The organism is Vasconcelosia minhoensis LEGE 07310, assembly GCF_015207255.1.
GTDB classification, from domain to species: domain Bacteria; phylum Cyanobacteriota; class Cyanobacteriia; order Phormidesmidales; family Phormidesmidaceae; genus Vasconcelosia; species Vasconcelosia minhoensis.
In genome coordinates this window covers 64,660-75,895 of record NZ_JADEXG010000020.1, presented here as the reverse complement: position 1 = coordinate 75,895, position 11,236 = coordinate 64,660, and the positions used below count along the sequence as shown (strand labels likewise).

At 58.3% G+C, this 11,236-nt stretch carries 13 protein-coding genes and 1 pseudogene; 9 read left to right on the top strand and 5 right to left on the bottom strand.

Annotated elements, in window-relative coordinates:
• Positions 1-212: pseudogene (locus IQ241_RS10590) on the bottom strand (hypothetical protein); the annotation flags it as partial.
• Between the two features lie 66 nt (positions 213-278).
• Positions 279-2,192 carry a sulfite reductase, ferredoxin dependent gene (sir, locus tag IQ241_RS10585; protein ID WP_193906812.1) on the bottom strand — a complete coding sequence of 638 codons (1,914 nt, stop codon included), beginning with the start codon at positions 2,190-2,192 and terminating at the stop codon, positions 279-281.
• A gap of 125 nt (positions 2,193-2,317) precedes the next feature.
• Here sir and IQ241_RS10580 point away from each other — a divergent pair, with 125 nt between their 5' ends.
• The gene (locus tag IQ241_RS10580) at positions 2,318-2,575 is read left to right on the top strand and encodes a chlororespiratory reduction protein 7 (protein ID WP_193906810.1); all 258 of its coding nucleotides are present in this window, start codon (positions 2,318-2,320) and stop codon (positions 2,573-2,575) included.
• 15 nt (positions 2,576-2,590) lie between these two features.
• Here the strand turns inward: IQ241_RS10580 and IQ241_RS10575 are convergent, their stop codons facing one another.
• The gene (locus tag IQ241_RS10575) at positions 2,591-3,136 is read right to left on the bottom strand and encodes a DUF2854 domain-containing protein (RefSeq protein WP_193906808.1); all 546 of its coding nucleotides are present in this window, start codon (positions 3,134-3,136) and stop codon (positions 2,591-2,593) included.
• 145 nt (positions 3,137-3,281) lie between these two features.
• Here IQ241_RS10575 and IQ241_RS10570 point away from each other — a divergent pair, with 145 nt between their 5' ends.
• From IQ241_RS10570 to IQ241_RS10555, 4 genes are read left to right on the top strand one after another with little or no spacing between them, the layout of a single operon-like run.
• Positions 3,282-3,467, top strand: a complete 186-nt coding sequence (locus IQ241_RS10570; protein WP_193906806.1) for a hypothetical protein — start codon at positions 3,282-3,284, stop codon at positions 3,465-3,467.
• Positions 3,468-3,794: a 2Fe-2S iron-sulfur cluster-binding protein gene (locus IQ241_RS10565; protein ID WP_193906804.1), complete on the top strand. Its 327-nt coding sequence runs from the start codon at positions 3,468-3,470 to the stop codon at positions 3,792-3,794.
• Positions 3,795-3,808: 14 nt separating this feature from the next.
• Positions 3,809-3,985 carry a hypothetical protein gene (locus IQ241_RS10560; RefSeq protein WP_193906802.1) on the top strand — a complete coding sequence of 59 codons (177 nt, stop codon included), beginning with the start codon at positions 3,809-3,811 and terminating at the stop codon, positions 3,983-3,985.
• Between the two features lie 31 nt (positions 3,986-4,016).
• Positions 4,017-5,060: a DUF3326 domain-containing protein gene (locus IQ241_RS10555; protein WP_193906800.1), complete on the top strand. Its 1,044-nt coding sequence runs from the start codon at positions 4,017-4,019 to the stop codon at positions 5,058-5,060.
• Between the two features lie 15 nt (positions 5,061-5,075).
• Here IQ241_RS10555 and IQ241_RS10550 read toward each other — a convergent pair whose 3' ends face one another.
• On the bottom strand, positions 5,076-5,942 hold the full coding sequence (locus IQ241_RS10550; RefSeq protein ID WP_193906798.1) for an HAD family hydrolase: 867 nt from the start codon (positions 5,940-5,942) through the stop codon (positions 5,076-5,078).
• Between the two features lie 189 nt (positions 5,943-6,131).
• Between IQ241_RS10550 and IQ241_RS10545 the strand changes: the two genes are divergently transcribed.
• The 3 genes from IQ241_RS10545 to IQ241_RS10535 all read left to right on the top strand — a co-directional run bounded on the left by IQ241_RS10545 (position 6,132) and on the right by IQ241_RS10535 (position 8,729).
• Positions 6,132-6,917: a PspA/IM30 family protein gene (locus IQ241_RS10545; RefSeq protein WP_193906796.1), complete on the top strand. Its 786-nt coding sequence runs from the start codon at positions 6,132-6,134 to the stop codon at positions 6,915-6,917.
• Between the two features lie 54 nt (positions 6,918-6,971).
• The gene (locus tag IQ241_RS10540) at positions 6,972-8,147 is read left to right on the top strand and encodes an LL-diaminopimelate aminotransferase (RefSeq protein WP_193906794.1); all 1,176 of its coding nucleotides are present in this window, start codon (positions 6,972-6,974) and stop codon (positions 8,145-8,147) included.
• 192 nt (positions 8,148-8,339) lie between these two features.
• Positions 8,340-8,729 (top strand): response regulator, encoded by a 390-nt coding sequence (locus tag IQ241_RS10535; RefSeq protein WP_193906792.1) that lies wholly within the window; start codon positions 8,340-8,342, stop codon positions 8,727-8,729.
• 26 nt (positions 8,730-8,755) lie between these two features.
• Here IQ241_RS10535 and IQ241_RS10530 read toward each other — a convergent pair whose 3' ends face one another.
• On the bottom strand, positions 8,756-8,950 hold the full coding sequence (locus IQ241_RS10530) for a hypothetical protein (protein WP_193906789.1): 195 nt from the start codon (positions 8,948-8,950) through the stop codon (positions 8,756-8,758).
• A gap of 340 nt (positions 8,951-9,290) precedes the next feature.
• Between IQ241_RS10530 and uvrC the strand changes: the two genes are divergently transcribed.
• Positions 9,291-11,198: an excinuclease ABC subunit UvrC gene (gene uvrC, locus IQ241_RS10525; RefSeq protein ID WP_193906787.1), complete on the top strand. Its 1,908-nt coding sequence runs from the start codon at positions 9,291-9,293 to the stop codon at positions 11,196-11,198.
• The last annotated feature ends 38 nt before the right edge of the window (positions 11,199-11,236 follow it).

The following is an 11,236-nucleotide window of genomic DNA, read 5'->3' as shown; positions in this document are numbered from 1 at the left end:
CACTGGCCCCGCCCCGCCGACTGGGAGCGGGCAATCACTACGGTTCCGGCTGGAGCAGCCGCCTGGAGCATCTGCCAGAGCTGGGTATTGGTGGAGCCGAGCTGCTCAAAAAGGTGAATCGAAAACTGAGGCCGCATCGCTCGGAAAGGGGGCTCGACACCGAGAGTTACGGCATCGAGCACTAGGCAGTCGTGGAGCAATTTCAGGTTCACAGCTTTCTGCCCTACTGGGGACTTCTTTGTCCGGGCAAGATACTGATGATACCGTCCGATCGGGGACTAGCCATCCTGACCAAGGTGAGCCGCGATCGCGGCTTCCACCACGTCGGTCATCGTCTTCCCCTGGGCCTGGGCGGCGGATTTCAATTGGTTAAACACCGCGTCGGAAATGCCCACCCGGTTACGGCGGCGTCCGGAGCCCTTGAGCTTAGCGGGTTTGTAAGTCTCGGCAAACTGACGCAGGGCGTCGAAGCCGACGCGATCGCAGAAATCACCAAAGCGCTCACCCGCCTGCCGGGACCGCTTGAAGTAAGCAAACAGCGGCTCCAGCGTCTGCTCCAGGTGGTCGAGGTGCAGCCGTTCCAGGTAGGTGCGGGCCAGACGGGTCTGGTTGGGCGAGCCCCCCAGCCAAACCTGGTAGGAGTCAACCGCGCTGCCCACCAGACCTAGCTCCGCCATATAGGGACGAGCGCAGCCGTTGGGGCAGCCGGTCATGCGGATGACGAAATGCTCGTCCTTGAGCCCGAGCTTGGTGAGGAGCGATCGCACCCGGTCGAGCACGTCGGGAATAATCCGCTCCGATTCAGTGATTGCCAGGCCGCAGGTGGGCAGGGCCGGGCAGGCCATGGAAAGGCGGTCAATCGGGTCTACCTGTTCTTCCCGCAGGATGCCGCAGCGGTCGAGGACGGCCTGAATTTCGGCTTTATCAGCCGGGTCAATGTCATAGAGCACGATGCTCTGGCTAGGCGTGATCCGCATCGGCAGCTGAAACCGCTGCTCGATCTCCTTCAGCGCCGCCTTGACCTGGAGCTTGCCATTATCGTAGACGCGGCCATTCTGGATTTGAAAGCCCAGAAACAGCTTACCGTCACCCTGCTCATGCCAGCCTAGGTAGTCGTAAAATTTCCACTCGGGCAGTTCTTTAAACGGCTGGAGCGGCTTGCCAAAGGTCTCTTCTACCTTGCGGATAAATTTCTCTAGACCCCAGTTATGAATTAGGTACTTCATCCGGGCCTGTCGGCGGTTATAGCGATCGCCATAGTCGCGCTGGGTGAACACAATCGCCTTCACCAGGTCGTAGACATCGGCCTTGTCTACGTAGCCCACCGGGTCAGCGATCCGGGCAAAGGTCTCTTCCTTCCGATGAGTCCGCCCCATGCCGCCACCGGCCAGCACGTTGAACCCCTGTAGCTCGCCCTGCTCGTCGGTAATCACCACCAGGGTGACATCCTGAGTATAGGCATCCACCGAATTGTCCCCCGGTACCGTCACCGCGCACTTAAACTTACGTGGCATGTAGAAGGCCCCGTAGATCGGCTCAACCGGCTTCACCTGCCCTTCCACCTGACCCGCTTTGCCCTGGCGCGCCGCAACCACCTCGGGGTTTTCCGCCGCCGTCACCGCCTTCTCGCCATCGATCCAGATGTCGTAGTAGGCGGGCGTCTGCGGCGTTAGCAGGTCGGCGATATTGTCGGCATATTCCCGGGCATAGACATATTCGGGTCGATTTTTGTAAGGCGCGGGCGGGGCCATCACGTTGCGGTTGAGGTCGCCACAGGCCCCCAAAGTAGAGCCCATGCTGTGGATAATATCGGCTAGGGTCGCCTTCAGGTTTTGCTTCAGGATGCCATGCATCTGAAACGACTGCCGCGTCGTCGCTCGCAGCGTATGATTGCCGTACTTATCGGCCAGCGCGTCCAGCGTCAGGTAGAGCTCTGGGGGAATGAACCCGCCGGGATTCCGCAGCCGCAGCATGAACTGATAGTCCTTTTCCTGGCCCCGCACCCGGTTGTCGCGGTTATCTTGCTGGTAGGAGCCGTGGAACTTGAGAATCTGGATACCGGCTTCAGAAAAATGCGTCGTGTTCTGCTGCAGCTCAGTCGCCACGGGCTCTTGTAGAAACTGACTCTGTTCCTTGATGCCCTCAAGCTTGGACACTTTTTCGGGGGCGGGTTTGATCGGCGATTGAACCATAGTAAATCGAAGGAATGCCCGGTAAATCGGTCGGAATTAAGGTGAATGATTCGATCTTATCACCGGATCTTTTTTTGGTGACGGCCTATCCTGTTAGGAAGAATGAATCCCGTGAGGTCTCTGCCATGGCTGACTCTATGCTATACGACGAGGACATGTACGTCCTGCTCAGCCCCGATGCCGATGAGACTTTTCTGACGCCCGATCAGCTGCTGCAAAAGCTGAAAGAGGTTTTGACCGCCTACTCGGGCAGCCTGCCCCGCGACTTACAAAAGTTTACCAGCCCAGAGGAACAGGCTCGGTATCTGGTTCGTACCAGCTGCGAATTGGAAACGGCCCCCGGTGAGCGGCTGCAGTGGTATGCGGTGCGCTTAGAGAAATAGGGGCTGGCGATCGCGCTAAGCCTCGGCAATCATCGCCAGCTCTATTCGCTTGTCCTGCGGCTGGGTAATTTCGGCGTGGATACTAGGGCCGAAGAATTTTTCAATTTTGGCCTGCTTTTCCTGCCACTTTTCCAGCGGAATGAAGGGCGAGTCAAACTCCAGCACCAGCGTATAGGCGCCGTCGCGCTGCTCTTCGCGCAGGCCAGCGAGCACGGGGCGCTGCTGGTCGTTGGGGCTCAGCCCTAGCCGCTCCAGGGTTTCGTCCAGGTGGGCTTCCTGGCCGTAGCGATAGCGGGTGACGTCTTTTCGCACCTGGTTTTGGGTCTGGGTGGCCTGGGTTTCGCGCAGGGCGAGCACGGCTTCGCTGCTGAGAGCGGTAAACGGCACCGGCTCTAGCTCGGCCGCTCGTAGCGCCAGCCCACCGAGTAGAATGGGAATGCCATAAAAAAAACCGACCAGGTTGAGCGTGGCCCGCTCTTGAAAGTAGGCGACAAAGCCGACCAGGGTCAGAATGCCGCCCACAATCAGGAGAACTGAGCCGAGGGGGAGTTTACGCAGCATGAAATCACCGGTAGGATAAAGTGCTTTTTGGATAGGCAATGCTCCGTTCTGGGCCAGATGACTTCAGAGCAGATAACGGGCCAGATGACATCGGTAAAAGCCTATCCTGTTATAAAGAAATGTAATGCAGCAGGAGTCCCTTTGGATGGAATTTTCAGCCCTTCGCACCCGGATTGACGTGATCAGAGACAAGCGCCAGGCCCTGCTCCGCCTGCTCGAACAGCCCAACCTGGGCACGCTCAAGATTGACGTGAATCAGGCAATTGAAGAAATCGATGACCTGTTAGAAGAGTTTGACCGGGCCTTTCCTGCCGGTGAGGCGGTCGGTTAGATGGCTGAACGCTACCAGGCAAAAATTCACCACCAGGGCCAGGTTCACGAGGTAACGGTTGAGCCTAACCAAACCGTGCTGGACGCGGCCACGGCAGCCGGTCTAGACCTGCCCTATTCCTGTAGCTCGGGAGTCTGTACCACCTGTGCGGCTAAGATCACCTCAGGCCGCGTCAACCAGGAAGACGGCATGGGAATCAGTCCTGAGCTCCAGGAGCAGGGCTACGCGCTGCTCTGCGTTGCCTACCCAGAGTCAGACCTGACGGTCGAGACGGAGCAAGAAGATACGGTGTACGAACTCCAGTTCGGCCAGTTTCAGAAGAAGTAGGCCGCCTTTTTCAGATGCACCTCCAGTTCGTCACGATTGAAGTTTCCCTCGGCCCGGTGGCTGCGACCCTGAGCCAGGCGATTGAGGCAGCGCTGCGGCAGCGGGGCGAACCGCTGCGCTGGGCGGTGACGGCGGTCGATCCGGGGCGGCAGGTGGCCCGTGTGGAAGCGGTGGTGACGACTGACAGCTAAGTTCAGCGGCGCGGTCATTCTTCCCTAGCTCATGCCCCAGCACAGGACTGTTTTAATTATCCCTACAGGCATCGGCGCGGCGATTGGCGGCTATGCCGGAGATGCCCTGCCGGTGGCCCGGGCGATCGCGCAGGTGACCGACTGCCTGATTACTCACCCCAACGTGCTCAACGGCGCTCAGCTCTACTGGCCGCTGGCGAATGCGCAATACGTTGAGGGCTATGGCCTGGACCAGTTCGCTGCCGGTCGCTGGCAGCTGCGACCCGTCCATCAAAACCGAATTGGCCTAGTCCTCGATCGAGGGATTGAGGACTCGCTGCGCTGGCGCCATCTCCAGGCCGCCGATGCGGCTCGCGCCACTCTCGGGCTCGACCTGACGCCCTACGCCGTTACCGATGCGCCGCTGGGCGTCACCCTCCAGACCGCCAGCACCGGCGCGACCTGGGGTACCCTGACCCAGCCCGACAGCCTGCTGCGGGCGGTGGAAAAGCTGATTGCGGCGGGGGCGACCGCGATCGCGGTTGTGGCTCGTTTTCCCGATGACGTCGGCAGCGCGGCCCTCAGCGCCTATCGTCAGGGCCAGGGCGTAGACCCGCTAGCCGGGGCCGAAGCCGTGATCAGCCATCTGGTCGTTCGGACATTTAGAATTCCCTGTGCCCACGCGCCCGCCCTGGCTCCGCTGCCGCTAGAGCCAACGCTTTCGCCCCGCTCAGCGGCTGAAGAGATTGGCTATACCTTTTTGTCCTGCGTCCTGGCCGGGCTCAGCCGCGCCCCTCAGCTGGTCGAGGCCGGGACGACAGCGGCTGAGACGATTCGGGCAGAGCAGGTGGATGCGGTGATTGTGCCAGCAACGGCCAGCGGCGGTAGCGCCGTACTCAGCCTCAGCGCCTCGGCTCAGATTATTGCCGTGAATGATAACTCGACTACACTTCAGGTGTCCCCGGCGGCGTTAGGTATAAAGGCGACGATTGTCAATTCTTACCTGGAAGCCATCGGCCTGATTGCAGCCCAACGCGCCGGTGTATCTGACCGCGCCCTGGGTGCTCAGATCCAGCCGCTGCAACCGCTGCCCTAGCTGGCTAGGCTGCGACTATTCACCTCGGCCCAGCTGACGCAGCAGAATTTGCTTGCACAGCCCTTCAACCGCCAGGGTCAGCGACTGCATCATCTCTGAATCCTGGCTGTAGTCGGCCGGGGCCAGGTTGACCACGCGCTGGCTCTGGCTGACCTGGTATTCCTGCGCCCAGTCCTGGGCCGTGCCCTCTTTGTAAACGCCAATGGGAATGCCGCCAGCCTGATTCAGCAGGGTAAAGCAGGGCAGGTCGGAGGTGCCGTCTCCAGCGTAGATCACCTGATTGAGCGGGATGCGAATCTCGTCGGGTGAAACATCCTCATAGACGAACAGCAGGTTGTCTTCTGAGTGACTGTCAATTCCCCGAGACAGATAGTAGAGGTAGCGGGTTTTCTCAGGATGGGTGACCGAGCGCTTGAGATACTGGGCCTGACCCGATTCGTCAAAGTGAAATTCGCAGCCCCACATTGCCTTGAACTGGCTGGAAATTGAAGTATTCCAGGCAATTTCAACAAAGCCGCTGGTGATCAGGTAAAACTCAATTTCAGTATCGGGGCTGATATCCCCAGCCGTTTGTCGTAGCCGACCGAACATCTCATCTACGCCCGAAAAGGGCCGCAGCTGCCGACCAAAGTCCCGAATGTAGGACTGAGTCAGCTTTTTGCCATCGGTGCGCTGTTTCCCTTCCTCAATTAGGGTATAAAACCGAGCGGGGATGCCGTCCCAGCCGTCCTTGAGCAGGGGATAGTAACGCTCTTCTCGAAAGGTTTTAGAATCGTAACCAAAGTCTTCGATCAGGGCGTCGTAGGTGTCAGGGACGAGGGTGTCGTCAAAGTCAAAAGCGATCGCAATCACATTAGAGACAGACTGAGTAGCTTGCGGCATTTTTGCGTCAGTAAAATAAAGTCAGCTGTATTCAGCCTACTCAGATTGGGCCGTGAATTGGGAAATCAAATGAACCGATTTTTCAACCCCGTGGTTACCCCGATCATCGCTGCTCATATGCTAAGACTATTAGCATAGGGGGCTATTGACTGCCGCTGCTGCCAAGACGATTGTTAAGGAAAAAGTATCATGGGCTTAATTGACCGCGTCAGCCGCCTGGTTCGGGCCAACCTGAACGCTGCGGTTAGCAGTGCTGAAGATCCAGAGAAGGTGCTCGATCAGGCGATTATGGACATGCAGGAAGACCTGGTGCAGATGCGTCAGGCCGTTGCTAGCGCGATCGCTAGCCAAAAGCGGGTTCAGCAGCAGCGCGATCGGGCCGAGTCAGAATCCGCCAAATGGCAGCAGCGGGCCCAGCTGGCGCTGCAAGGGGGTAAAGAAGACATGGCTCGGGAAGCGCTTGTCCGCAAAAAAACGAATACCGAAACCGCCGCCAGCCTGTCGGCTCAGCTTGAGCAGCAGTCGGCCTCGGTCGCTGCCCTCAAGCGCAACCTGATTGGACTGGAGAGCAAGATCTCTGAGGCCAAAACCAAGAAAGACATGCTCAAAGCCCGGGCCAGCGCGGCCAAGGCCAATGAGCAGCTGCAGCGAACCGTAGGCAACCTGAGCACCAGCAGCGCTATGGGTGCCTTTGAGCGGATGGAAGAAAAAATCCAGCTGATGGAAGCCAAGTCTGAAGCCGCGGCTGAGCTGGCCGGGGCCGATTTGGAAAGCCAGTTTGCCCAGCTGGAAGCAGGCGGCGATGTCGATTACGAGCTAGAGGCGATGAAGGCGCAGATGCTGAGCGGTGCCGCGCCCTCCCAAGGCCAGCTGCCCGCTGCCGACCAGCCCGCTACTGACCCCCCGTCCAGGCCTCAGGACGCCGAGGTAGACAAAGAGCTAGAGGCGCTGAAGTCCGAGCTCGATCAGCTCTAGACCCATCCCACCGCCCTGGGATTGGCTTCAGATCAATCCTTCAATCCTCGCGCTATGCAACTTGCCGATCGCCTGCTACCACTTCAGGCCAACGTATTTGCCGACATGGACCAGGCCAAGGCCCGGGCGATCGCGACTGGCCAAACCCTGATCGACCTGTCCCTGGGCTCCTCTGACCTGCCGACCCCGCCCCACGTGCTAGACGCGATCGCGGCGGCCCTAATTGACACCGCGACCCACGGCTACGCCCTATTCCACAGCACCCAGCCCTTCCGCCTGGCGGCGGCCCGGTGGTTTGAGCGCAAATATGGGATCGCAGTCGCTCCGGAGACAGAAGTGCTGCCGCTGATTGGCTCCCAGGAGGGAACGGCGCACCTGCCCTTAGCAGTGCTCAACCCCGGCGACTTTGCCCTGCTGATGGACCCCGGCTACCCCTCCCACGCCGGTGGCGTCTACCTGGCGGGCGGCCAGATCTATCCAATGCCGCTCCTAGCCGCGCGAGGCTACCTGCCGGTGCTAGAAGCTATCCCAGCGGCAGTCCTGGCCCAGGCCCGGATGATGGTGCTGAGCTATCCCCACAATCCGACCGCAGCAGTGGCGCCGCTGGCGTTTTTTGAGCAGGCAGTAGCGTTCTGCAAAGCCCATGATCTGGTGCTGGTTCACGATTTTCCCTACGTTGACCTGATCTTTTCGCCAGGTCATGCCCCCTCCGTCCTTCAGGCCGACCGGCAACGGCAGGTCTCCATTGAGTTCTTTACCCTCTCCAAGTCCTACAACATGGGCGGCTTTCGGGTCGGCTATGCCATCGGCAATGCCCGCCTGATTCAAGCTCTGAAGCAGGTTAAGGCGACGGTGGACTTCAACCAGTATCGCGGCATTTTGCGGGGCGCGATCGCGGCCCTAGAGGGACCCCAGGACTGCGTTGATACCATGGTGGAGACCTTTTGTAGCCGCCGCGACGCCGCCGTTCAAGCCCTCCACCAAATGGGCTGGGCCGTAGAGCTGCCGCCCGCCACGATGTATGTCTGGGCCAGGCTGCCTGAGCCCTGGGCAGCGGATTCGGTGCGGTTTTGCACTGAGCTGGTGGAGCACACGGGGGTTGCCCTGTCGCCCGGTCGCGGCTTTGGCAAGTCGGGCGAAGGCTATGTCCGGTTAGCCCTGGTGCATCCGCCTGCCGTTTTGACCGCTGCCGTGCAAAAGATCGCAGCGTTTGTAGCCTCTAGAAAGTAGCTCTGGCGCCGTGTAATAATTCGCGATAATTTTAGATTCTAGCTATGCGTAAGCTGACCTATGCCTCTATAGTGTTGGCAATAGTGCTGGCATTGGCATGTCGGTATTGAAAGCTGGCACCTTTTAGCTATGGCTCCGTCGGAATTTATTGATGCAGCGATAGCGGCTACCTAAGACCGCTCAGAGCCAAACATGACTTCCACATCGGACAATCTAGGGCGCATCATCCTGATCGAAAACGACTACGGCAACCGTATCTTGTTTACCGATTACCTAGAACACTGCGGCTATTCGGTGCTTCCCCTAGTCGATGGGATGGAACTTTTAGAAATATTGGAGAAGGTTCAGCCCAGTCTGCTGATGCTGAACCTAAAGCTGTCCGGCATCGATGGATTCTCTATTATTGAGACGCTTCGGCGTCATGACACCTGGTATTCGCTACCCATCTTAGTGGTGAGCGGCTACACGCTCCAGGCCGACAAGCAAAAAGCCTATGACCTGGGAGCTGATGCCTATCTGGTGAAGCCCGTGCTGCCCTCAGATTTAAGGTTAGCGGTTGAGCAGCTGCTGCGAAGCCGCTGAGCGAAAGGCGATTGGGATAGCAATACTCATTCAGACTCGCTGCCAGCCTGACGCTGCTGTTCGATGAAGACTTCCGTATTGCGGCTGAGAACCTGGACAGACTGTCCGACCTCAACGATGTCGGCTTCTAGCTTGGTTGAGAGCATGACCAGAGACTGGAGCTTGTTCAAGATCTCGTCTACCGACTCACGGTACTGATTTTCAAATTCTTGAAGGTTCATATTTTTGTTGATGATTACACGACCAGAGCGGCTATTCTTTTATCTTTCGCAGCTAAAGTGCGAGATCCCAATTCTTTCGAAAATATCATCCAAAAGTTAATGTATTCCTTTTTACTTTAAACCCATCTTCATACGGAAGGCCCCAAACTACAGCCATACCAAATAGAGTTGATGAGGGTTTTGCCGACCGATCCGGCCCGCGAAATTGTAAAGGAATGCCAAACTATAATGGAATGTTAAATGTACTTAAGCGTTCCCTAAAGCAGCGATCTGTCCAACGGCCAGTGCTGTAAATGCCTACAAATCGTATTGATTAAATCGCACAAATTTTCTGACACCGGTGCCTACCCTCTCCTCTCCAACTCCGCTGCTGCAAGACCCTGATCGCCTGGCTGAACGGCTCAAAGAAATTCCCCAGGAGCCGGGGGTCTATTTTATGAAAGATGGGTCTGAGCAGATCCTTTACATTGGCAAATCCAAGCGGCTGCGATCGCGAGTCCGCTCCTACTTTCGCGAGCTGCCCAACCATACGCCCCGGATTGCGGCGATGGTGCAGCAGGTGGCCGAAATTGAATTTATCGTCACCGATACCGAAGCCGAAGCGCTGGCCCTGGAAGCCAACTTAATCAAGCAGCAGCAGCCCTACTTTAATGTGCTGCTGAAGGATGATAAAAAATATCCCTACCTCTGCATTACCTGGTCAGAGGACTATCCCCGAATTTTTATTACCCGCAAGCGACGCAAGAACGCCAAGAATCGCTATTATGGCCCCTACGTCGATACTGGCCTACTGCGGCGGACACTACACCTGGCCAAAAAAATCTTTCCACTGCGGCAGCGACCGCAGCCGCTGTTTCGCGATCGCCCCTGTCTCAACTACGATATTGGCCAGTGCCCCGGCGTCTGTCAAGAGCTGATTACACCTGAGGACTATCACAAGATTGTACAGAAGGTGGCTATGGTCTTCCAGGGCCGATCGCAGGAGCTGGTAGATATCCTGACCCGGCAGATGGAGCGGGCGGCTGAGCGGCTCAACTTTGAGCAGGCGGCCCAGATCCGCGACCAGATCAAGGGGTTAGAGATATTAAACGCCAGTCAGAAGGTGGCGCTGCCCGACGATACGGTGTCGCGAGACGCGATCGCCCTTTCTGCCGACGACCAGCACGCCTGCATTCAGCTCTTCCAAATTCGAGCCGGACGGCTGGTGGGACGGCTGGGCTTTGTGGCTGAAGCCCAGTCGGGAACGCCGGGCGAAATCCTTCAGCGGGTGCTAGAAGAGCATTTCCGCCTGGTCGATCCGGTTGAGATTCCGGCGGAGATTTTGGTGCAGCACGGCCTGCCAGAGACCGAGATACTAGCTGAGTTTCTGACCCAGCAAAAAGGCCGCAAGGTCAGCATTGAGGTGCCCCAGCGCCAGACCAAGGCCGAACTGGTGGAGATGGTCGAGCGCAACGCCCAGTACGAGCTGGCCCGCACCCAGCGCTTTGCCGACCGCAACGCCCAGGCCCTGCAAGACCTGGCCGAAATTGTCGATTTGCCCGGTCATCCCCGGCGGATCGAGGGCTACGATATCTCCCATATTCAAGGCTCTGACGCGGTAGCGTCCCAAGTGGTCTTTATCGACGGGCTGCCCGCTAAGCAGCACTATCGCCATTACAAGATTAAAACCCCAACGGTGACGGCCGGCCATTCGGACGACTTTGCCAGCATGGCCGAGGTGATTCGCAGGCGCTTTCGCCGCTATGCCGAGAATCCGGCCCTGGAGCGGGTGAGCAACCCCGACTGGCCCGACCTGGTGATGATTGACGGCGGCAAAGGCCAGCTGTCGGCGGTAGTCGAGGTGCTGCGGGAGCTCAATCTGCTCAGTGAGCTCAGGGTCGTCAGCCTGGCTAAAAAACGCGAAGAAATATTTCTGCCAGGCCAGTCTTCACCGCTGCCCACTGACGCTGAGCAGCCCGGTATCCATCTGCTGCGACGGCTGCGCGATGAGGCCCACCGGTTTGCCGTCAGCTTTCACCGCAAGCAGCGGACAGACCGGATGCGGCGATCGCGACTAGAAGACATTCCTGGGCTGGGCCACGAACGCCGCAAGCAGCTGCTGGCTACTTTCCACTCGATTGACTATATTCGTGAAGCTTCCCCCCAGCAGCTGGCCACGACGCCGGGAATCGGGCCGCAGCTAGCACAGCAAATTCATCAGTATTTCCACCCCCAGGCCGCAGCCTCGCCATCGCCTAAAGCGCTCTGAAGCGACCTCACAAAACGCGCTGACGCTGCCTTTGGTCA

Bases quoted from the DNA above. Each gene is read 5' to 3' on its own strand.
- sir (WP_193906812.1), bottom strand. From the start codon at position 2,192: ATGGTTCAATCGCCGATCAAACCCGCCCCCGAAAAAGTGTCCAAGCTT.
- IQ241_RS10580 (WP_193906810.1), top strand. From the start codon at position 2,318: ATGGCTGACTCTATGCTATACGACGAGGACATGTACGTCCTGCTCAGC.
- IQ241_RS10575 (WP_193906808.1), bottom strand. From the start codon at position 3,136: ATGCTGCGTAAACTCCCCCTCGGCTCAGTTCTCCTGATTGTGGGCGGC.
- IQ241_RS10570 (WP_193906806.1), top strand. From the start codon at position 3,282: ATGGAATTTTCAGCCCTTCGCACCCGGATTGACGTGATCAGAGACAAG.
- IQ241_RS10565 (WP_193906804.1), top strand. From the start codon at position 3,468: ATGGCTGAACGCTACCAGGCAAAAATTCACCACCAGGGCCAGGTTCAC.
- IQ241_RS10560 (WP_193906802.1), top strand. From the start codon at position 3,809: ATGCACCTCCAGTTCGTCACGATTGAAGTTTCCCTCGGCCCGGTGGCT.
- IQ241_RS10555 (WP_193906800.1), top strand. From the start codon at position 4,017: ATGCCCCAGCACAGGACTGTTTTAATTATCCCTACAGGCATCGGCGCG.
- IQ241_RS10550 (WP_193906798.1), bottom strand. From the start codon at position 5,942: ATGCCGCAAGCTACTCAGTCTGTCTCTAATGTGATTGCGATCGCTTTT.
- IQ241_RS10545 (WP_193906796.1), top strand. From the start codon at position 6,132: ATGGGCTTAATTGACCGCGTCAGCCGCCTGGTTCGGGCCAACCTGAAC.
- IQ241_RS10540 (WP_193906794.1), top strand. From the start codon at position 6,972: ATGCAACTTGCCGATCGCCTGCTACCACTTCAGGCCAACGTATTTGCC.
- IQ241_RS10535 (WP_193906792.1), top strand. From the start codon at position 8,340: ATGACTTCCACATCGGACAATCTAGGGCGCATCATCCTGATCGAAAAC.
- IQ241_RS10530 (WP_193906789.1), bottom strand. From the start codon at position 8,950: ATGAACCTTCAAGAATTTGAAAATCAGTACCGTGAGTCGGTAGACGAG.